At 43.7% G+C, this 20,744-nt stretch carries 29 protein-coding genes; 21 read left to right on the plus strand and 8 right to left on the minus strand.

Going from position 1 to position 20,744, the window contains the following annotated elements; all coding sequences use genetic code 11:
- Positions 1-18 precede the first annotated feature (18 nt).
- On the minus strand, positions 19-162 hold the full coding sequence (locus tag QUB66_RS13220; protein WP_332968055.1) for a hypothetical protein: 144 nt from the start codon (positions 160-162) through the stop codon (positions 19-21).
- A gap of 89 nt (positions 163-251) precedes the next feature.
- On the opposite strand from QUB66_RS13220, the gene QUB66_RS13225 reads away from it, so the two are divergent.
- A complete protein-coding gene (locus QUB66_RS13225; RefSeq protein ID WP_265233903.1) occupies positions 252-497 on the plus strand; it encodes a hypothetical protein in 246 nt (81 codons plus the stop codon).
- A 282-nt stretch (positions 498-779) separates the two neighbouring features.
- The gene (locus QUB66_RS13230) at positions 780-1,061 is read left to right on the plus strand and encodes a hypothetical protein (protein ID WP_332968052.1); all 282 of its coding nucleotides are present in this window, start codon (positions 780-782) and stop codon (positions 1,059-1,061) included.
- 338 nt (positions 1,062-1,399) lie between these two features.
- On the opposite strand, the gene QUB66_RS13235 is transcribed toward QUB66_RS13230, so the two are convergent.
- The gene (locus QUB66_RS13235; RefSeq protein ID WP_332968050.1) at positions 1,400-1,885 is read right to left on the minus strand and encodes a hypothetical protein; all 486 of its coding nucleotides are present in this window, start codon (positions 1,883-1,885) and stop codon (positions 1,400-1,402) included.
- Positions 1,886-2,286: 401 nt separating this feature from the next.
- On the opposite strand from QUB66_RS13235, the gene QUB66_RS13240 reads away from it, so the two are divergent.
- On the plus strand, positions 2,287-2,730 hold the full coding sequence (locus QUB66_RS13240; RefSeq protein ID WP_332968048.1) for a hypothetical protein: 444 nt from the start codon (positions 2,287-2,289) through the stop codon (positions 2,728-2,730).
- 183 nt (positions 2,731-2,913) lie between these two features.
- On the opposite strand, the gene QUB66_RS13245 is transcribed toward QUB66_RS13240, so the two are convergent.
- The gene (locus QUB66_RS13245) at positions 2,914-3,300 is read right to left on the minus strand and encodes a hypothetical protein (protein WP_332968047.1); all 387 of its coding nucleotides are present in this window, start codon (positions 3,298-3,300) and stop codon (positions 2,914-2,916) included.
- A 342-nt stretch (positions 3,301-3,642) separates the two neighbouring features.
- Positions 3,643-3,777: a hypothetical protein gene (locus QUB66_RS13250; RefSeq protein WP_332968045.1), complete on the minus strand. Its 135-nt coding sequence runs from the start codon at positions 3,775-3,777 to the stop codon at positions 3,643-3,645.
- 66 nt (positions 3,778-3,843) lie between these two features.
- Between QUB66_RS13250 and QUB66_RS13255 the strand changes: the two genes are divergently transcribed.
- Positions 3,844-4,434: a Uma2 family endonuclease gene (locus QUB66_RS13255; protein WP_332968043.1), complete on the plus strand. Its 591-nt coding sequence runs from the start codon at positions 3,844-3,846 to the stop codon at positions 4,432-4,434.
- A gap of 449 nt (positions 4,435-4,883) precedes the next feature.
- Positions 4,884-5,243, plus strand: a complete 360-nt coding sequence (locus QUB66_RS13260; RefSeq protein ID WP_332968041.1) for a hypothetical protein — start codon at positions 4,884-4,886, stop codon at positions 5,241-5,243.
- Between the two features lie 8 nt (positions 5,244-5,251).
- On the opposite strand, the gene moaA is transcribed toward QUB66_RS13260, so the two are convergent.
- Positions 5,252-6,241: a GTP 3',8-cyclase MoaA gene (moaA, locus tag QUB66_RS13265; RefSeq protein ID WP_332968039.1), complete on the minus strand. Its 990-nt coding sequence runs from the start codon at positions 6,239-6,241 to the stop codon at positions 5,252-5,254.
- Between the two features lie 162 nt (positions 6,242-6,403).
- On the opposite strand from moaA, the gene QUB66_RS13270 reads away from it, so the two are divergent.
- From QUB66_RS13270 to QUB66_RS13345, 16 genes are all read left to right on the plus strand, one after another.
- Positions 6,404-6,856 carry a nitrate reductase associated protein gene (locus tag QUB66_RS13270; RefSeq protein WP_332968037.1) on the plus strand — a complete coding sequence of 151 codons (453 nt, stop codon included), beginning with the start codon at positions 6,404-6,406 and terminating at the stop codon, positions 6,854-6,856.
- A 422-nt stretch (positions 6,857-7,278) separates the two neighbouring features.
- Positions 7,279-7,740: an ATP synthase subunit I gene (locus tag QUB66_RS13275; RefSeq protein ID WP_265233912.1), complete on the plus strand. Its 462-nt coding sequence runs from the start codon at positions 7,279-7,281 to the stop codon at positions 7,738-7,740.
- Positions 7,741-7,795: 55 nt separating this feature from the next.
- Positions 7,796-8,554 carry a F0F1 ATP synthase subunit A gene (gene atpB / locus QUB66_RS13280; RefSeq protein WP_265233913.1) on the plus strand — a complete coding sequence of 253 codons (759 nt, stop codon included), beginning with the start codon at positions 7,796-7,798 and terminating at the stop codon, positions 8,552-8,554.
- A gap of 128 nt (positions 8,555-8,682) precedes the next feature.
- Positions 8,683-8,928, plus strand: a complete 246-nt coding sequence (gene atpE / locus QUB66_RS13285; RefSeq protein WP_242717122.1) for an ATP synthase F0 subunit C — start codon at positions 8,683-8,685, stop codon at positions 8,926-8,928.
- Between the two features lie 101 nt (positions 8,929-9,029).
- Positions 9,030-9,515, plus strand: coding sequence for a F0F1 ATP synthase subunit B' (locus tag QUB66_RS13290; RefSeq protein WP_265233914.1), 486 nt, complete (start codon positions 9,030-9,032; stop codon positions 9,513-9,515).
- A gap of 87 nt (positions 9,516-9,602) precedes the next feature.
- Positions 9,603-10,130 (plus strand): F0F1 ATP synthase subunit B, encoded by a 528-nt coding sequence (locus QUB66_RS13295; RefSeq protein ID WP_265233915.1) that lies wholly within the window; start codon positions 9,603-9,605, stop codon positions 10,128-10,130.
- A gap of 3 nt (positions 10,131-10,133) precedes the next feature.
- A complete protein-coding gene (gene atpH, locus QUB66_RS13300; RefSeq protein WP_332968033.1) occupies positions 10,134-10,679 on the plus strand; it encodes an ATP synthase F1 subunit delta in 546 nt (181 codons plus the stop codon).
- Positions 10,680-10,867: 188 nt separating this feature from the next.
- On the plus strand, positions 10,868-12,385 hold the full coding sequence (atpA, locus tag QUB66_RS13305; protein ID WP_265233917.1) for a F0F1 ATP synthase subunit alpha: 1,518 nt from the start codon (positions 10,868-10,870) through the stop codon (positions 12,383-12,385).
- 181 nt (positions 12,386-12,566) lie between these two features.
- Positions 12,567-13,517 carry a F0F1 ATP synthase subunit gamma gene (locus QUB66_RS13310; protein ID WP_265233918.1) on the plus strand — a complete coding sequence of 317 codons (951 nt, stop codon included), beginning with the start codon at positions 12,567-12,569 and terminating at the stop codon, positions 13,515-13,517.
- A gap of 296 nt (positions 13,518-13,813) precedes the next feature.
- Positions 13,814-14,272 (plus strand): EndoU domain-containing protein, encoded by a 459-nt coding sequence (locus QUB66_RS13315; protein ID WP_332968030.1) that lies wholly within the window; start codon positions 13,814-13,816, stop codon positions 14,270-14,272.
- Between the two features lie 15 nt (positions 14,273-14,287).
- On the plus strand, positions 14,288-14,701 hold the full coding sequence (locus tag QUB66_RS13320) for a hypothetical protein (RefSeq protein ID WP_332968028.1): 414 nt from the start codon (positions 14,288-14,290) through the stop codon (positions 14,699-14,701).
- A complete protein-coding gene (locus QUB66_RS13325) occupies positions 14,698-15,318 on the plus strand; it encodes a hypothetical protein (RefSeq protein WP_332968026.1) in 621 nt (206 codons plus the stop codon). Before QUB66_RS13320 ends, QUB66_RS13325 begins: the two co-directional genes overlap by 4 nt.
- A 620-nt stretch (positions 15,319-15,938) precedes the next feature.
- Entirely contained in the window at positions 15,939-18,158 is a 2,220-nt protein-coding gene (locus tag QUB66_RS13330; protein ID WP_332968024.1) for a Z1 domain-containing protein, read from the plus strand.
- 103 nt (positions 18,159-18,261) lie between these two features.
- Positions 18,262-18,651: an EndoU domain-containing protein gene (locus QUB66_RS13335; protein ID WP_332968022.1), complete on the plus strand. Its 390-nt coding sequence runs from the start codon at positions 18,262-18,264 to the stop codon at positions 18,649-18,651.
- Positions 18,652-18,674: 23 nt separating this feature from the next.
- The gene (locus QUB66_RS13340; protein WP_332968020.1) at positions 18,675-19,358 is read left to right on the plus strand and encodes a MafI family immunity protein; all 684 of its coding nucleotides are present in this window, start codon (positions 18,675-18,677) and stop codon (positions 19,356-19,358) included.
- 27 nt (positions 19,359-19,385) lie between these two features.
- Positions 19,386-19,760 carry a hypothetical protein gene (locus tag QUB66_RS13345; RefSeq protein ID WP_332968018.1) on the plus strand — a complete coding sequence of 125 codons (375 nt, stop codon included), beginning with the start codon at positions 19,386-19,388 and terminating at the stop codon, positions 19,758-19,760.
- A 146-nt stretch (positions 19,761-19,906) separates the two neighbouring features.
- Here QUB66_RS13345 and QUB66_RS13350 read toward each other — a convergent pair whose 3' ends face one another.
- From QUB66_RS13350 to QUB66_RS13360, 3 genes are read right to left on the minus strand one after another with little or no spacing between them, the layout of a single operon-like run.
- Entirely contained in the window at positions 19,907-20,215 is a 309-nt protein-coding gene (locus QUB66_RS13350) for a DUF2442 domain-containing protein (protein ID WP_332968016.1), read from the minus strand.
- Complete coding sequence (locus tag QUB66_RS13355; protein WP_332968014.1) at positions 20,196-20,432, minus strand: DUF4160 domain-containing protein; 237 nt, start codon at positions 20,430-20,432, stop codon at positions 20,196-20,198. The genes QUB66_RS13350 and QUB66_RS13355 overlap by 20 nt, the downstream gene beginning before the upstream one ends.
- A 50-nt stretch (positions 20,433-20,482) precedes the next feature.
- Complete coding sequence (locus QUB66_RS13360) at positions 20,483-20,695, minus strand: helix-turn-helix domain-containing protein (protein WP_265233925.1); 213 nt, start codon at positions 20,693-20,695, stop codon at positions 20,483-20,485.
- Positions 20,696-20,744 lie beyond the last annotated feature (49 nt).

Consider the following 20,744-nt stretch of genomic DNA (forward strand, 5'->3'; position numbering starts at 1 on the left):
TGTGGATACGCTTTGAAATTAGAGGTTGCTTTGCTTGTAGAGGAAGTAGCCCGCGTCGCCCAAAAATCTAGTTGCACTGCCCAAAGCTGCTGGTAACAGCAATGGACAGCTAACCGCCAAACTGATACAAGCAGTCTGGAGGCTAACGGAGTATCTTAACATTCTCTGTAGCCGCCCTGCTATGCGTTGAAATGCGGGGCGGCTGGGTTTTTGGGTTTTTCTAGAAAACCAAAAACCAGGAGAACATAATTATGTCACAGGAATTCTTGCCTGACGACAACAAATTTGCACGATCAAATGACGACTCAGCAGCAGAATCGGAACAGGATGTGGTGTGTGTAACGGTGACAGGTTCGCCCAAGGGTGTCAGGGAAACCATACTCACCTTGTACCGCCTGGGATTTGCCGAAGTCGGCGATTGGAGTCCCGTACAGCGTGCAGCCAATCCGAAGCAAGTGATGAGTGTGCTGATTCGCCGTCGGAAGCGCAAAGCGTAGGTGTTTGCTCGTTCCCAGGCTCAGGCCTGGGAACGCATTCCATGAGGCTCTGCCTCCTATTTTTGTTTTTATCCGCTAGCGAGGCGGAGCCTCTGGATCTCGGTTCCCAGGCTAAGGCCTGGGAACCAGTTAAGAAGACCAACTAATATCAGGCACGTTACTTTACTAAATCAGGAAAGGGTAATTTCCTGACCCAGAGCGTCAAACCTTTAAAAAAGATATCTTTACAAACGTATCACAACTACGATACAACTATAAGTTAAGCCACTGAAGGAGTCTATTATGACCGTAAAAGTTTTGGTATATATCCGAAACTCTAATAACAATACGATATCTAACTTTTCGTGTGAATTCGCACGTATTCCAACAGTCGGAGAGCATATCTGGCTAGCCCCCGATGAAGGCTATTACATAAACAATGAGGATTGCTTGAAAGTTGTATATGTGGCGCATATGGCGTTTGTTGAAGGACTTTCAGACCATCGCCTCAAATTCAGCGCTTTTGTATACGCCATAAAAGAGTCACATCAAGAAGCTATAAATGCTTCAGGATTTTTTCAATGAATTTGAATATCCAACCACTGCAAATCTATTTCTGCACACTCATCTAACGTTAAATAAGGCTTGCTGAAAAAGCCCACAAATCGAATCTAGGTGCCAAACAGCTTGAAAAATGGGAGATTCGGAGATGGGTTCCCAAATTTACTCGACAATTTTCCACCGAAATCCAAGGATTTTGAGCCGAAAAACGTCATAACCTTGCACTTTTTTGTGTTTAAAAATCTTGAAACCCTTGGCAGTCATAGCTTTTAGTTCTATTCAGCAAGCCCTAAATAAGAAAAACATTAAACAAAACCCGCTACAACTTAAATGTGGCTGGTTTTGTATAGAATTTAAAACTATTACGGTGTAGATAAATTTCTTAGACAGAATCCATCAACACGGTTTAAATCTCCTCTCCAATAAGGACTACTATTGTTTGGTATTGTAGTATTACCAGAATAAAAATGAACATCTTTTAGATGTATGTATTCTATATTTCTTAATTGATTTTGTTCTTTCTGATTGCCAGATAACTTTGCACACAAAGATTTATAATTCGTCAAAAATGCTTCTACCTCTTTTTCCCGTTCCTCAAAACTAGAAAATGATGAATTTACAACGTTATATAAACCCTCAAAATACGGTTTCTCACCAATCAACACCCCACTAACAATTAAACCTTGAACAAAAAGTGTAATATTTATGTTCACTTTACCTACAAAATCATCAGCAATATTTATCAGTAAGATTAACAACACGTCTGAATGTGATGATATCTGGATTTTTTCTTCGACTGAAACAGGTGTATTTTCTTCAACTGAAACAGATGTATTTTCTTGAGTCATAATTTTCCTGAGTAACGTAATTAAGTACATTATACTATAAAAAATTTGTTAAAAAACATCAACCATTTACATCTCGACATTTGAAACAAAAAAGCTAGCCACACCCCGCGACCGCTCCGACCGACCGCGCCAGACCCGCAACAGTCCGACCATGCCACCGCTCCAACCGTGCCAGCCAATAACGCCCCCAAACAAACACGCCAGACGTACCAGCAAGCGCCAGCCGTGCCAGCCACTGCGACCGCTCTGACTGTTCCACCGCTCCGACCGTGCCACCAAACCTCATAGGTTAATTTCCTGATAAAGAGCTTCAAACGTCTACTACTGCATATCTGTACAAACGTATCGCAACTACGATAAAACTATATGTAAATAGAATTTATGAGTTGGTAGGCAATCTTATGTTCAAAAATCTTGTGATTGGTCTAATCTTCACTGCCGGAGTTTTTTTACCTTCTTTTTGTGATCAAAGCGTCGCTACCCCATTGCTCAAAGTTCAAAATTCCGACCCATATCCAGCGGCTGACAAAAATGGAGACTACCGCATAGTCAACGGAAATAGTGGAGTCATGCCTTTTGTGTGGGAAGTCGTAGATCCTGAAGGTTTGAATGTTCGCTGCGAAGATAGAACAGGTGATAGTAACCAAATGGATATACTTAATTCGCCCGTTAATAGGGTTATACCAAATGGAGAAAAATTTGATGCGGTTGGAATTTTTCTTGACCGACGGGGGAAACCTTGGCTATGGGTTGGAAGTCATTCTATGGGCAGGTATCGCTGCTGGGTTAGAGCTAATAAGAATTATGTACAACCATTTCAAAGAATTAATCGCAACATGGAATAGCGTTTTTAACTAAGGATACATCTGAAAAAAACCGCTTCACTATGTGTGGGGCGGGTTTGTATTTGATTCATAAATATGTTTTTTCATAATGTTAAAAGCTACTAAGGTTAAATATAAAACTAACCCACTAATTAAATTAGTGGGTTAGTTTAAATAGAATCTAAGATTTAGCTTAAATAAACACTATCTAGCCAGGTTGAAAACACTTTTCACAACTCCTTTGACAGGTGTTTCTCCAACAGCAACACCACCTGCAAATGCTCCTCCCACACCAGAGCAATAGGGTAATAGAGCAGCAGCAGGGGGGAAAACTGATGCGGCAAGAGTATCAGCACCCATACATATAGCAACTACAGTAAAATAAGCAACTGCTGCCTCGACAGCAGGCTTTACAAGCTCGTTTGTGATAGCTTCCTCTACAACTGCCGAACTTATAGCAACTAGGCTGCCAGTGTTACTACCTTCAAGATTCATCAAGGGAATCACTTCAGAGTAGGCATAAGCAGGCTTTTCCATACATCCTAAAACTAAGACTAGAGCAAGGATAACAGATATTAAACGTTTAAACATTGTTTATTTTCCCTAGTGTGAAATAATTACCTTTTTCTATTTAACTTATTTTTTAATTCAGCGTCAACCGAAAAAATACTTAAACATCAACTCTTTACATTACATCTGTGACGCAAAAAAGCTAGACCCTGCCAACCTTGCCAAAACTCCGACCGCTCCGACCGACCGCGCTAGACCCGCAACACTCCCACCGCTCCCACCGCTCCCACCGTGCCAGACGTGCCAGCGAGACGATCGCAAAACTTGCCAACCATGCCAGCCGTACCAGTGCGACAGTCCGAGCCGTAGCAGTCCTTATGGTGCGACTGTGCAAGCCGTGCCTGTCGTCACCAATCAATCACCTCAAAACCGCACAACAGCGCGTCTCTCCTGCATTTTTGGAGCCGTGCCACCCATGTCAGCCGTGGCAAGTGTCGAGTCGATCGCCCCGTGTCGATCGGACAGTGCTACCCAGCTTGTTAATTCAATGAAAATCACTGCGACCGCCGCTTCCCCCGGATGTGTAATTATTTTAATAACAATAACAATCTTGGAAGGTAAAAGATGATACAAGCCCACAAGCCAAAACTTACCTTTGAAGAGTACCTCACCTACGAGGACGACACCGACAACCGCTACGAACTAATTGACGGAGAGTTAGTAATATTGCCGCCAGAATCCGAACCCAACAACGCCATTGTCAGCTATCTGTTTTTAGTCCTCGTCAATAGTGGCATCCCTTGGCGGTGTATCAAAACACATATGTGCGAAATCCAGGTTCCGATCCTGCGCGAGGGCGACGCAGCTAACCGTTACCCCGATTTGGTGATTTTGCGGCCCGAACACATCTTGCTGACAGCATCTAGGCTAACTATCACCCTTGATATGCCACCCCCTCAATTGGTAGTTGAGGTAGTTAGTCCCGGTAGAGTTGGGCGCGATCGCGATTACATTACTAAACGATCGCAATATGCCGCGCGCAACATCCCTGAGTATTGGATTGCTGACCCTCAAGAACAGATGATAATCGTACTCCGACTAGAATCGGGTGAGTATGTGGAAGTTGGGGTGTTTCAAGGGGAACAAACACTTGTCTCTCCGACGTTCCCGCAGTTGAATTTGACGGCCCGACAAGTCTTGGGAGGGGAGTTTTAACCACCAATTTGAGACATTGTGCGGCTATAGTTAAGTCGTAGGGTGTGTCAGTTCCCATAATTCCTGCTAAAAATCGGCAATCTACAAACTGACGCACCTCACAAATTTCAGTTACTAACTTCGGGTAATATCAAATCTAAAATAATACAATTTGTCAAATTTTTACAACAAAAGTGTTGGTTTTGTTTATTCAACCCTGTTTGTGAGGTGCGTCGCTGTGAGATTGTCGATCTTTTTTTAGGGATTTTCGACGGCGACGCACCCTACAGCTAGTAACTGACCTCAACAAACCAGGATTATTTACAACACTAAAAAAGTTATTGGTGACATCCTTTGGCAACTTAAGACAATCAGGAAGACTCCAAACAGTATTCTTAAAGTAGATTGCGTCTTCTACGGTCAGCAGACATCATTTGCACCTCCAGAAAATTCACAAGGAGAAACCGACAATGACAAATGAAACCTGGATTGTTTACAAATCTGAGTCTATGGACGCGACTGGATGGGAAAACCGTCAGTTGATGCCGGGAAGTTCTTTGACAGATATCCTACATGAAGAGTGGGACAGTTCTGGGGTTTTGCCCGAAGTGGGCGATCGCATCCGCGAGTATGCTCAAATGGAACCAGAAACCAGCAGTGGCATTACTCATGGACGTGATGGCGACTGGGTTGTCACCGGTATCAACCAATTCTCATCCTTTGATACCAGCCAGCGAATTGTTGTATGTTATTGCGCTTATCAGCCTGTGACACCAGATTGGGAAAAATTAGGCAGATGCGCGCCAGTACCAGCTACAGCAGCAGCATAATCAGATAATTAGCCGCCGATTTGAGACATTGTGCGGCTATAATTCCCTTGAGTAGTTCCCGAATCCCGCTGCTTGAAATTAATCTCCGGTTTAATCTCTAATATGTGCCGCACTCGATCGCGCAATTCAACCGTAGACACCCCATTCCGTAAAGCAGTTTTCAAGTCAATTTGCCCCGTTTCGTTCAGCAGACAAGGCCGCAGCCACCCGTCAGCAGACAAACGCATCCGGTTGCACCGATCGCAAAAACACTCCGACATCTGACTAATAAATCCTAAAGTACCCTTCGCCCCCGGAATCTGAAACACATCCGCCGGCCCGTTTCCGCGCACTCCCGACTCGGCTAACCCGTATTTTTGATCAATTTGTTGCCGCAATTCGGCTGATGCTACCCAACCTTTGTCGCCAAATAAGTCGCCATTCCCGATCGGCATAAACTCAATAAAACGAACGTGCCAATTGCGATTAATTGTTAACTCTGCCAACTCCAATATTTCGCCGTCATTCACGCCGGGAATCACCACAACATTCAATTTCAGCGGGTCAAATCCTGCTTGATAAGCAGCTTGAATTCCCTCCCAAACTTGCTTCCACCGAGAACGTCCGCGACTGCCAATTATCTTGTCAAAAGTCTCCGGTTCCAAGGAATCTAAACTGATATTAATCCGCCGCAAACCTGCATTGTAGAGATTTTCTGCCATTGGGGCGAGCAAAAATCCGTTGGTTGTCATTGACAAATCTCGCGTTTCGGGAAAAGATGCGATCGACCTTACCAACTCCACCACCCCAGGCCGCAGCAGCGGTTCCCCTCCTGTCAAGCGAAACTTGGTAAATCCCACGGGTATAAAAACTTCCCGCAGCAGAGTTAGCAATTCCGAGTGGGTTAACAACTGCTGCTGCAATACATAGTCCAACTCGCTACCTTCTGGCATACAGTAGAGACAGCGGAAGTTGCAGCGGTCTATCAAGCTAATCCGAAGGTAGTCTACGGGATTCATGTCAATACTGTATAATATTACCTAAGTATAAATCCTGATTCAATTTTCTGCAATTATTGATAGAAAGCAAAAAAACAGCATCGATTTCTCTCTCTTCTCTTACTCTGTGCTCTCTGCGCCCTCTGCGGTTAATAAAAATCTAATTGGCAAATCCATATATTTATGACATTCTTTAAATTTGAAGCCGATTTTGTAGAAGCGCTGCGCTGCATGCCAATGCAAGTACGCCTCAAGTTAGATACTTGTGGCATTAAACTCAAGTTGCAAGACTGGAATCATTTTACTCAAACAGAACGCCAAACAATTGTAGAGCTTCCTTGTTTGACAAGTGCAGAAATTATCGAATATCGAGAACAGCTAAACCAAGTATTAATCAAACATACTGGTAAATCTGGAACTGATTTGGCGATCGACCTAAATCCGCCCTGGATGGATGCTGCAACCATACCAGAATCTGTGACAGCCAAAGCCCAAGAGTTTGATTTGACTATTACTTTGGCACAATGGAAGGCTTTGGACGCGATCGAGCGATTTGCTTTAATTAAGCTTAGTCGATCGAGCCACGAGAATAAAAACTTCATCCCGGCGCTGCAAGAGTTTAAGGTGATTGAATGAGATCGGGTTTTATTTGACCGTAGAGGGCGCAGAGTCAGCTAAGTAGATCGGCGGAAAAACCCATAATATCTTATAGGGGCGGGTTTAGCCGAGATCTATGCCATCAGGCAGTTTATGCAGGCTAAACCCGCCCTCCTCATCTTAACTTAATGGATTTGCCCGATCGACCTCTGAGTATCTCACTAAGTGAGGTTTACTTAGTGAGATATCCTGAGACCAATGTGCGAGAAAGTGCGATCGGGCGGTGGGAGATGTGGAGAAAGGGCGATCGGACATTTAACCAGTGAAGATTTCCGAATCGCCCGACACCAAATTCCCAAAATATAATTAATTTTATTTTAAGTATTGTTACCGCAGCGTGGTATGATTCTTCATGAGTTTGCAAAGCACTCGCCTGCTACCTGCATTAGTTTCTAAGCTTCGTGAACACGCAAAACACACCCACCGAACCCACACCAGCCAACGAGGATATTCCTCAAGCTGGCACTGTCGAGACAGTCTCGACAGCATCGTCCGAGACAAGCAATCCCATGCAAGATTTTTATCGCCTCCAACAAGAGTTGTTGGCATATACCCTTGCTTTTACGGCGATTATTTTTATCTCCGTTTGGATTTTTTACTCACTCAACATTGCCCTCAACTATTTGCTAGGGGCAAGCACAGGTGTGGTTTACTTAAAGATGTTGGCTAGAGATGTTGAACGAATCGGCAGCGAAAATCAACGCATCAGCAAGACCAGGTTAGGTCTGTTTTTCGCGGTGATGATAGTAGGAACACAGTGGAATCAGCTACAGATTTTACCGATATTTTTGGGATTTCTGACTTACAAAGCTGCGCTGATGGTTTACGTGATCCGAAGTGCATTAGCACTAGACTACAGGTAGATCAGGGAAGAAGAGCACAACTCAACTCATCGATTTGTATGGGGAAGCCCGTTGAATGGCAATGCTTGACGTTCTAAACACCTTTAATCGTTTCCCCCTCGCCAAATTGGAAGTTGGCCAGCAATTGTACTGGCAACTTGGCGGTCTCAAAGTTCACGGGCAAGTTTTTATAACCTCGTGGTTTGTAATTGCTGTTTTAGTCATAGTTTCCCTTTTAGGAACCAGCAAAATCCAAAGAATTCCCAGCGGAATGCAAAATTTTATGGAGTATGCGCTGGAATATATTCGGGACTTGGCTAAAAACCAAATTGGTGAAAAAGAATATCGCCCTTGGGTACCGTTTATTGGTACATTATTTCTGTTCATCTTTGTGTCAAACTGGTCTGGCGCTCTAATTCCTTGGAAGCTGATTAAGCTGCCATCAGGCGAATTGGGAGCTCCTACCGCTGACATCAACACGACTGTAGCATTTGCACTGCTGACTTCTCTCGCATATTTTTATGCAGGTCTCAGCAAAAGTGGCTTGGGGTATTTTGCCCACTATGTGGAACCGGTGCCTTTCATGCTGCCGTTCAAAATCATAGAAGATTTCACTAAGCCTCTGTCTCTGAGTTTCCGTTTGTTTGGCAACATTCTTGCTGACGAATTGGTGGTCGGAGTGCTAGTGTTGCTAGTGCCTTTATTTGTTCCTTTGCCAGTGATGGTTCTGGGACTATTTACGAGTGCAATTCAAGCTTTGATTTTTGCTACCTTGGCCGCAGCCTACATTGGTGAAGCTCTAGAAGGCGGTCACGGCGAAGAACATCACGATTAACTAACGACAAATGGCACAGGATGAAAGAGGAAAATAAAATTTTCTCTCCTCAAAATTACTGCCGTGACATCGGACAATTCTGTAGACTTTCTGTTCTCAATTTTGTACTTTAGATAAGGAAAATCATCATGGATTCAACAGTTGCCGCCGCTTCCGTAATCGCCGCCGCTTTGGCAGTAGGTTTAGCCGCAATCGGCCCTGGTATTGGTCAAGGAAATGCAGCAGGTCAAGCTGTAGAAGGTATTGCTCGTCAGCCTGAAGCAGAAGGCAAAATCCGCGGCACCTTGCTGTTGAGTTTGGCGTTTATGGAAGCGTTGACAATTTATGGTTTGGTCGTAGCCCTAGTGCTATTGTTTGCCAACCCCTTCGCATAATAATTTGAAATTTTAGATTTGAGGTTTTGGAGGGTTATTCTAATCCAAAATCTCAAGTCTAAATTCGATTAAGCGAATTAGATGGAAGCCGTCAAAAAATCATGATGCACTGGACAGTATTACTAGCAGTTGAAGAAGCGGCAAAGGAAGGGGGACTGTTTGATTTAGATGCTACGCTGCCTCTGATGGCGGTGCAGTTTTTAATTCTCGTCGCAGTCTTGAATGTAATTTTTTACAAGCCGCTCAGCAAGTCAATTGACGATCGCGCTGATTACATTCGGAACACCCAAATCGCAGCCAAAGAACGCTTGGCAAAGGCTCAGCAACTAGCGCAGGAGTATGAGCATAAACTGGGAGAAACTCGCAAGCAGTCTCAATCAGTAATTGCTGCGGCTCAAGCTGAGGCTCAAAAAATTGGGTCAGCAAAAGTCGCTGAGGCTCAACAAGAAGCTCAAGTGGCGCGAGAAAAAGCAGGACAAGAAATCGAGCAGCAAAAGCAAGAAGCTATGCGCTCGCTAGAGCAACAAGTAGATGCTCTGGGCCACCAAATTCTCGAAAAGCTATTAGGGCCGTCGCTGGTCAAATAGCGAGACCGAAAAGTTTGAGATTGTGGATGCAATCTTAAATTTAACGTCGGTTCACCAAATCTGCACGCGCAATTATGGAAGAGTATCATGGGGACTGTTTTATTGCTAGCCACAGAAGCTAGCGGCGAAGGTGGTTTCGGTTTCAATTTCGATATTTTAGAAACCAATCTGATTAACCTGGTCATTATTATTGCAGTGCTGTTTTATTTCGGGCGCGGCTTTTTAGGTAAAATCCTAACTGAGAGGCGATCGGGCATCGAAGAGGCGATTAGAGAAGCAGAAAAACGCCAAAAAGATGCAGCAGCAGCTCTATCAGAGCAACAGCAAAAATTGACTGAAGCACAAGCAGAAGCGGCACGAATTCGTGCCACGGCTGAAGAAACCGCAAAGAAGGCAAAAGAAGCAATTCTAACTCAAGCGGCGCAGGAAGTTGAACGCATGAAAGCAACAGCAGGTCAAGAGTTGGAAGCGGAGCGCGAAAGAGCGATCGCCCAACTGAGATCTGCTGTCGTATCAATGGCAATGGCAAAGGTGGAAAGCCAGTTAAAAGCTAGCTTGGACGAAAACGCCCAAAACCACTTAATCGATCGCAGCATTGCGTTACTGGGAGGCTAAAAAGTGAGTATCGTTAGCACAGCAGTCTTACAGCCTTACTCATCTGCCTTGATGTCACTGGCTCAGTCCAGCAATCTCTCAGAGAAGTTCGGCGAAGACATTCGTTCTTTGCTTAGCCTACTAGAAAGTTCCGAAGATTTGCGTCAATTTTTAGCTAATCCGCTGATTAAAGCTGATGCTAAAAAAGCCGTGATTAAGCAAATAGCGGGTGAAGAAATGAACCCCTTGATGCACAACTTTTTGAAGCTGTTAGTAGACAAAGGAAGAATTCTTTTTTTAGAAGGAATTGGTCAACAATACTTGGCAAAGCTCCGAGAACTCAACCAAACAGTATTGGCTGAAGTTACATCGGCAGTCCCGCTTTCAGATGCTCAACAGCAGACTGTTCGCGAGAAGGTGCAGGCGATGGTCAGCGCTCGAAGCGTAGAAATTGAAACCAAAATTGACGCAGATTTAATCGGCGGTGTGGTAATCAAAGTAGGCTCTCAAGTAATTGATGCCAGCCTGCGGGGACAATTGCGCCGTCTGGGACTTCGCTTGAATTCTTAATTGAAGGAAGAAGAAAGAAGGAAGAAGGAAGAGGGAAGAGGGAAGAGGGAAGAGGGAAGAGGGAATTAATTTGTGTTTGAGATTAGTTAGTTCCCCATCCTGGCGATCGAATCCCAATTCTTGACTTGCGGAAAACATCGACCGACAACTGACAACTGACAACTGACAACTGACACATAATAATTAACATGGCAGCAATCAGACCTGACGAAATTAGCAGCATTATTCGCCAGCAAATTGAACAGTACGACCAAGATGTAAAAGTCTCTAACGTCGGTACTGTTTTGCAAGTAGGCGACGGCATTGCGCGGATTTATGGCTTGGATAAAGCTATGTCCGGCGAATTGCTAGAATTTGCCGATGGCACCGTGGGCATCGCACTGAACCTCGAACAAGATAACGTGGGTGCAGTGTTGATGGGCCAAGGCCTCGGCATTGAAGAAGGTTCCGCAGTTACTGCTACTGGCAGAATTGCTGAAGTTCCCGTTGGTGAAGCAATGTTGGGACGGGTAGTTGATGCTTTGGCGCGTCCCATTGACGGCAAAGGCGAAATTAAAACTACTGAGACTCGCTTGATTGAATCTCCGGCACCTGGTATCGTTTCTCGCCGTTCTGTTTACGAACCGATGCAAACAGGGATTACCGCTATTGATGCGATGATTCCAGTGGGAAGAGGACAGCGGGAATTGATTATTGGCGATCGCCAAACAGGCAAAACTGCGATCGCGATCGACACAATCATCAACCAAAAATCGGAAAACGTAATTTGCGTTTACGTGGCGATCGGTCAAAAAGCTTCTACAGTAGCTAACATCGTCAACGTCTTGCAAGAAAACGGCGCGATGGACTACACAATCGTCGTAGCAGCCAACGCTAGCGACCCCGCCACCCTGCAATACTTAGCACCTTACACCGGTGCTAGCTTAGCCGAGTATTTCATGTACAAAGGCCGGCACACTTTGGTCATTTACGATGACCTTTCCAAGCAAGCACAGGCTTACCGCCAAATGTCCTTGTTGCTACGCCGTCCTCCGGGTCGTGAAGCATATCCTGGAGACGTTTTCTATCTGCACTCTCGCTTGCTAGAACGCGCTGCTAAATTGAGCGACGATTTGGGCGAAGGCAGCATGACAGCTTTGCCAATTATCGAAACCCAAGCTGGTGACGTTTCTGCTTACATTCCTACCAACGTAATTTCGATTACCGACGGTCAAATCTTCCTTTCTTCTGACTTGTTTAACTCTGGTTTGCGTCCAGCAGTAAACCCCGGTATTTCGGTATCGCGGGTAGGTTCTGCGGCTCAAACTAAGGCAATGAAAAAAGTAGCCGGTAAGGTGAAATTGGAATTGGCGCAGTTTGAAGAACTGGCAGCATTTTCTCAGTTTGCTTCTGACTTGGATAAAGCTACTCAGAATCAATTGGCGCGGGGTCAACGCTTGCGGGAACTGTTGAAACAGGACCAAAGTTCGCCTCTGCCGATGAACGAACAAGTGGCTATCATCTATGCCGGTATTAACGGCTACATGGATGATATCGCTGTGGAAAAAGTCACCAAGTTTACTGTTGGTTTGCGCGATTATTTGCGGACTAGCAAGCCGAAGTACGGCGAAATCGTTCAAGGCGGAAAGGCCTTGACTGATGAAGCTGAGAAGCTGCTGAAAGAAGGCATTGCGGAATACAAGCAAAGTTTCTTGGTTTCTGCGTAATTAGTCATTAGTCATCAGTCATTAGTCATCAGTCATCAGTCATTAGTTATTGGTTAAGTAACTAATGATTGATGATTGATGACTGGAAGCTAAAGTAAAGACGTTAAAAAATTACCAACTTAAAACTGATGGCTGGGAACTAAGAACTCAGAAATAAAAGCTAAGGAAAAAGGAGAAATTTATGGCAAATCTGAAAACTATTCGCGATCGCATTAAGTCGGTCAAGAACACTAAAAAGATTACAGAAGCGATGCGTTTGGTGGCTGCTGCTAAGGTGCGCCGCGCTCAAGAACAGGTGACTGCTACTCGACCTTTTGCCGATCGCCTCGCAGAGGTATTATACGGTTTGGCAGAACGCTTGCAGTTTGAAAACCTGGATTTGCCGCTGCTGAAAAAACGCGAAGTCAGAACAGTGGGACTTTTGGTTGTTTCGGGCGATCGGGGTTTGTGCGGCGGCTACAACAACAACATCATCAGATACGCCGAAAATCGCGCCAAGGAAATCAAAGCTGAAGGCTTAGAGTACAAATTCGTGTTAGTAGGCCGCAAAGCTACTCAGTATTTCCAGCGCCGCGAACAGCCGATTAAAGAGACTTACATGAACTTGGAACAAATTCCGACAGCACCGGAAGCAGCGCTAATTGCTGATGAATTGCTGTCTTTGTTCCTGTCAGGAACTGTAGATAGAGTTGAGCTAGTTTACACTAAGTTTGTGTCGCTAATTAGTTCGCGTCCAGTAATTCAAACCTTGCTGCCCCTCGACCCTCAAGGTTTGGAAACTCCCGATGATGAAATCTTCCGCCTGACATCGCAAGGCGGACAGTTTCAAGTATCGCGGGAGAAGGTTACTTCACCTATGAAGAGTTTGCCACGGGACATGATTTTCGAGCAAGATCCGGCGCAAATTCTGGAGGCTCTTTTGCCTTTGTATTTGAACAACCAATTGCTGCGGGCATTGCAAGAATCTGCTGCTAGCGAGTTGGCTGCACGGATGACGGCGATGAATAATGCTAGTGAGAATGCTAGTGATTTGATCCGTAGTTTGACGCTGACTTATAACAAGGCGCGGCAAGCGGCAATTACCCAGGAAATTCTGGAAGTTTCCGGCGGTGCTGAGGCTTTGAACGGTTAGGTTAGGGTTGACAATTTGTTGATTTTATGCTATGCGTCTGGGGGAACTCAGGCGCTATTTTTTGTGTTTTGAGTAGTCGTAGGGTGCGTGGCTGTGGCAATTCCGGGTATTGACAAATATCTTATCGCGACGCACCCTACCGCGATAATCTAGCGGAAGTCGCGATCGCTAAATAAAAAGTTAGAATAATGTATGAAGGCTTTACAGAAGTGTAACTATTAAAGCGATCGCCCTGATTGCCAATAACGACATTACCCACTAATCTGAACATTAGTTTTAGCAATGCCACACACTCAATGCAATCAAACTCTAGTGGTAGTTCTGGAATTCCCCAGCAACTATCACCCGAAATGGAACAAAAAATCCTCTATGGAGAGCGTCGCCCTGCCAACTCGGATAGGATAGTAGGAGCGCATTCACCGAAAATCAAAACCAGTCCAGATTTTATATTTGCTTCTCTTACCAATAATCCAGATAGTACAACAACAGCTTTCGATCTAATCAAACGATTTCCTGATGGCACTTTTTCCCGGAAAAAGCGGAGGTCTACTTTTGCGCCTGACAGTTGGAGTGATGAAAAAATAATCGATGCAACTAAGCAAGTTGCTAGCACCATTGCTGTTAATACGAATACTCAGGGTGCTACGTTGCACAGGCAAACAGTCGATGGAGTAGAGTGGGAAGTAATCAAGGACTCGATCGGAAACGTGATATCTTCTTACCCTACTGGTGGCATACCAACAACTAATTTTTGACGAGGAGTTACTCAGATGACTTTCGCACAGCTAGATGAATATTTAAACCAGGAATTCTCGCCGGATAATTGGTCAGATCATGGTGTTATATATGCTGTTGAACAAGTGCAAAAACTGACACCTGCTGATTGGGAAGAACTCAAATCTTGTTGGTACAATCGCCCCCAAGAATGGCAATTGCGCTGCGCCGAAATTATTTCCGATGCTGACTCCCAACAAGCAATTCCGTTGTTGCTAGAAATGCTTGAGACACCGGATGATGAGCTTACCCTCACCGCAGCAGATTCTTTAAGGTCGATCGATGCAGCCAAAGAAAATTTAGATCTGAGTCTTGATGTTTTAAAACGCTTGCAAATTCTTTCTCAAAATAGTCCGATCGCTCAAATTATTGTTAATGAATTGCTTAAAAAATTGCCAGTGAGATTGTGAATGCAAACAGTAATTGCTACTTCATGCCGATCGCCTATTTGATTATGACTCAATCTCCCCCGACAGTATCGATCGATCGCATCCTCGAACAAAATCGTAAATCCGTACTGGCTTGGGTGAAAAATACATTATCGGCTCAAACCACCGTACCACAAGACTTTAACTGGCTGTTGTTAGCCGATGTTTCGTCTGCGAAGGCTCGAAAAGGTGAAAATAATGCGGGTTTATTCGATCGCACTTGGGCAGAAGTAGCAACCGCAATTTACGATCGACTAGCAGAAGCGGCGGAACAGAAAAAACCGGGTAGTGGGGAATCGGTGAGGATTTCTTCAATGATGTTGCGGGCTGGGGCGATCGCAAAATACGGAATAGTTCCCAACGATTCAGTTCTGGACGTGAACTTAATCCTACAATGGTTTTGGGATAATATCAAAGATTCGCGGGAAGATGTGGAACAAAAGGCTGGAAATTGGCAAACGCTTCCTATTGAAGAAATACGAGAGTTAAGACAGCTTAAAAATCGGTTGAAAGTTATCGCAGCACTCGCGAGTAGTGATAAATATGTTTTGGATGAAGAACTCAAAGCTTGGCTTTTGTTACGAGAGAAATTGCCGTAACGAGGTGAGTTTGTTTAATCTAACAGAAATCCTGGTTTGATTAGACATCGCGGCCCGGTGTACCGTGTAACAGCCGAGGATACCAAGATCAAGCAACAGAAATAGTACGACCATCGGATAAATCGACTGTTAGCGCGTTGTCTGTATGATTAACGATCGGGATTTTCTACACGGTGCAGCGTTCTTAAGGTTAATTAACTATGGATGCAGGATTACCATCACCCATGCTTTTGCAATACACCAGTCAATATACTTAGTGGAAAGTGATAGCAGTAAGTCGGCTATTCTGTTCAAGGTTTCTAAGAAAGCCACTTCTGCATGGTCTTTCACCTTGAGCGCTCAGGAAAAATCTGCTCTAGCTACTGTGTATGATAAGTATCCTGACTTTTCGACATTTATAGCGCTAGTCTGTCACAAAGATGGTATCTGCTGCATAGCTGAAGAGCAATTTTGGAGTATAGTGGATCAAAATGCAGATATTAGCGATCAACACATATCTGTGTCTAGGCGACCTCAAGGAAGTTATCATGTAAGTGGTCCAGGCAGGCAGCAGATGAATCAGACTGTACCTCAGAATGATTGGCCTCGCGTAGTTTTGTAAAATAAATAAAAAAACCGCCATGAGTAAGATTCCGATTAAAAATGATGAATATTGTATCAACAATTTTCTTGACAGGATTAAGAGCAAACTTGGAAACACAGAAGCAGAGCAGTTAAAGCAAGCTGCTGTTGAAATTGTTCAAAATTGCGTTGATGTTTACTCAACAACATTTGGCTCTGGTGATGTTGGTGCTACAGGAACAGGTATTGTTAGCAATCATCATAAAGGTAAAATACCTTATGGTACGACTGGACTAATCTATGGCAAAGTCCAAAGCGGCAAAACTAATACTACCATTGCTACGCTGGCACTTGCTGAAGCTAATAAATTCCGTTGCTTCATTGTATTAACATCTGATAATACATGGCTAGGTAAACAAACAGCAGATCGTTTCGCCAATCAGATTAAAGGTGGCCCTGTTGTCTTTAATTGGGAAGAATGGAGAAGTGAACCCACAGAATTTGCTACTAATCAACTGCATGACTATATCAATGATACTGGTGTTGTCTTAGTATCCACAAAAAATGTGCGTCACCTTGAGAACTTGCTGAAGGTTCTAAAGTCTGCTAAAGCCAGTAGCGTACCCACTCTTATCTTTGATGATGAGGCTGACAATGCTAGTCTAAATACCAACGAAGCCAAGAAAGCTAAAAAGGGGGGGAATACGGTTCCTGATAGTAAGATATTTGAATTAATAGCCAAAATTCGGCAACAAGTTGCTAATCACATATATTTACAAATTACAGCTACCCCTCAAAGCTTGTTGTTGCAAAATCTCGATCACCCCTGTAAACCCGCCTTCTGTGTACTTTCTAAACCAGGCAATGCTTATATAGGAGGAGACATTTTTTTTGAAGCAAATAGCCAACATTGCTGTACGGTGAAAGCCGAAGAGCTGGATCAGTTAAAAAAACAGGGAGGAAAAATCAACCCTGGAGATAATTGGGATATGCCGCCAAAGCTGAAATTAGCTTTGTGCTGTTTTTTCGTGGGTTCAATATACAAAATGAAATCAGCAAAAGATATAGATGCTAAGTATTCTTTTTTAGCTCATATTGACCACAAGCGGATTACTCACAGCACGTTGGAAAAGGTTATTCGCAGCTTTGTTGTAGAGCTTGACAAAGCTCTGCGAGCTAAATCATCTGTCACAAAGCGAGAGGATGCACTTAAGTGGTTAAGTGAAGCTCATGCGGAGTTAAGCAAAACAGCTTCTAACTTACCACCTCTCAATGACCTTGTTGTGGAGCTAGAGTATCAGTTACGAAATACTATACCAAAAGTTATTGATGCCACCAATCCAGATAAGGAACCAAAATACAGCCCAGGTATAAACATTCTAATTGGAGGAAACCGCTTGGGGCGTGGTGTAACTATTGAAGGATTGATGATTACTTATTACGGGCGTGATGCCAAGCAAAAGACGATGGACACGGTTCATCAGCACGCACGAATGTTTGGTTATCGCCAGGAATTGCTAGATGTTACTCGCCTCTTTTTACCCGAACATATTTTAGAGGATTTCCGCGCTATCCATGAGTCAGATGAGGGTATGCGTCAAGTAATTGATGAGGACACTGGCAAAATTAAGCTTACGCCAGTGTGGGTTGGTCGAAAACTTAAACCAACCCGTGCGAATGTCCTTAATCCAGCAGCCATTGGTGTATTTACCCCAGGATCTTCTATTTACCCCCGCGATCCATTGTGGACAGCTTCTGAAGTTAAAAAACACACAGAAGCACTTGATAAACTTCTGTCTACATTTAAGGTAGATGATGAATACCATGAAGTAGAAATAGACTATTTAATCGAGATTATTTCAGAAATGCCAAGCCGTTCCTGTTCTGGGTATCCCTGGGAAGATGAGCGAGTCAAACAGGCACTTCAAGCAATGAAAGTAGAAGGTATCCATAAGGGTATTCTCAACGTTCGTCGAGGGAAAAATGGTAATGGACTGGACTTGAGCAACCAAACTAATCGACCTTGGGTTTCTAATTTTGCACAAAGTCAGTGGGTAAGTAAGCCCAGACAAAAATACACTGATGTCCCTGTACTCGTTGTTATGTATGAAAAAGGTGAAAAACAAAAGAGTTGGGATGATCAACCTCTCTATTTGCCAACACTGATTCTGCCTAAGAACAAATTTGTCTTTATGTTCAATTACTCAGAGGAATCAGAAGAAGTAGAAGAGCAAAAAGAAGATGAACTAGAATGGGATGATTCAGAGGAAATAGACTAAAATTAATTGATACCACAAGCATCATATAATTCACCATAGGCCGTCTGATAGGAGATAGACTCATGTTCGACTATAAAATTATGGCAATATCCAAAAGCCATCTATGAGCAACTATTCTTCAGGTAATATTCCCAGTGGAGTTGATGTCAATAATCTATCTCAAATCAACTCTCAGCAACGGACACACATTCTCGATAGTGACGCAACTGGGGGAGGTCACGGCCCTGGTAGAGGAATTTCTGGTAAAAGTGAATTTCCCACAGGTTGGAGCGATGAACAGACAATTAATTATATTTCTGAAGTGGTGAAAGACCCTAATTCTATCTGGTTCCGGCAAAATGGAACGCCTGGTGCTAAATACACTAAGAAAGGAAAACCTATAATATGGCAGATTGATGGAACCAGGAACGGTGTTAGCATAAGGGTAATTGTAGAACCATATGGCAGAGGTGTAATCACAGCTTTTCCGACCAATATACCGCCCAATCCGTAGATAATTATTAAGGAGATAGACTCATGTTTGACTATAAAATCGTGGTTAAAAAATTGAATGAAGTCCTTGACAAACTTAAGGAATCTCTCTCAGACACTCAAATAGAATTTCTTCAATCCTACATCAATGCGGGCGAGTGGAATTTGGCATTAGAGACTTTGTGCGATATTCTCATTGAGGAAGAAATACCGATAGATTCAAGGGGTTATGAACTTTTGCAAGAAGTGGGCAATACCTTGAGCATGGAAAAGGAAACGTGGGAGATGCTAAAAGTGCAAGTAACTCCTAGAGAAGGAATAATTAGGAAAATTAGTGCAGCAATGGTCAATCACTATTTATCTGACATAACTGTTGCATGGTTCAATCATCACGAACTACCGCCGGATGAAATGCCCGAATATTTGCCATTAGTTCAGTGGATGAAACAAAACGCCAGCAATCATGGAGATTTGGAGTATTTGAAACTGGCATTTGAATATTTGCTGACACATCCCGATGTGAATTATGAAGATTTTTCTGGTGGCCGTTACCCTTACGATAGCGATGATATCATAGAAATAATTGATTTTATCTACAGAACAATTTGGTCGGATTTACCCGCAGTATCGCTGAGCAATTCCGATGACGTACAACTTGTGTCTATATCGTTAGATGATTGGTGGGCCAGTCGCGAACAATTGCCTGAACTAATCACTTCATCAAAATAGTCTCATTGGTAAAAGACAGAGGTAAAGATGGCAAAAAAAATCTGGATTGTCTACAAAGCCGAAACCATGAGTGCTCCCGGTTGGGAAGAACGCCAACTTATGCCGAGGGGTGGTTTAACTGATATTCTGTGGGAAAACTGGAGTTGGGAAGAAAACCCAATTCTTCCGCAGCCGGGGGACAGAACCCGCGACTACGACAATCTATCTGACTCCGGTAATGGAGTAACTCACGGCAAAGATGGAGACTGGATAGTTACTAGCGTTCACCAGTTTTCTTCCTTTGATACTGACTTGCGAATTTTACTGTGCTACTGTTCTTTCCAACCGATTACTTCTGATTGGGAAGCAATGCAACGAGGTGAGTCTGTGAATCAGATGTTGGAGGCTGTCGAGCAATATTGAGTTGATAAAAATTCATTGCGTCTGGAGTAATTCAGACGCTATCTTTTGAGTTAAAAGATGTAAGCCAAAGTCGTTTTGGTTTTCGTAAATCAGGACTGAAGTCCTTACTACAAACAAATTAATTTAACATAAAACCTGGTTTGATATTAGACTTTGTTCGCGCGATCGTCTAACCACCGCTGAAATGACTTCTGACTTTCTCCAGACGGTTTACCGAGAATGATATTTTTGACGCTGATGTCTTCGTCAAGTTCGGGCCAGTGCATTCCTTCGTTCTCACCAATAAATCGCCAATTATCGCGATCGCCCGGTGTACCGTGTAACAGCCGAGGATACCAAGCTAAAGGAACCGAAATAGTACGACCATCAGATAGATCGACTGTCAGCGCATCATCTGTAATAACTACTTGTTGCGCTTTGGGGATTTCTAGCAATTCAACCATTAAAGAAGTCATTCCAACCTGCTAGCAATTGCTCTTGATTTTCTTCAACAAGTTTCTGAATGTCATTGATTTCTGTACGGCTGAAGCCTTTATTATTTTGAAGGCGAACTGGACTAAGCCAAAATTTAGCTTCTTCTCGATCGCGCTCAACGTGAATGTGCGGTGGTTCATCACGATCGCCTGCATAGCAGAAGAAACGGTATGGGCCAACTCGGAGTAAGGTAGGCATTCAGGCTGATGTCAAAAGCTTACTTCTCTATCTTAGCTTGGACGATCGCCCTACTCTTTCACTACCTCAACCAAATCTTCCACCATCACATCAAACGTCCGCGCCAACTTGAGCAAGCACGTAAAATCAACCATTGCCATCCCCGGAGAACGCGAATAGGTTGTCAGAGTGCTGTAGATCACTCCCGATCGCTCTGAAACCTCTTTTAGCGTCCAACCCTTCTCCGCCGCAAACTCTTTTACCCGCAATCTAATTAAACCCATTGACAGAAAACTAGATTTAGTTTTTAATAGTTTTATCGTAAAAAGCGAT

Source organism: Microcoleus sp. A2-C3 (assembly GCF_036706065.1).
GTDB lineage: Bacteria > Cyanobacteriota > Cyanobacteriia > Cyanobacteriales > Microcoleaceae > Microcoleus.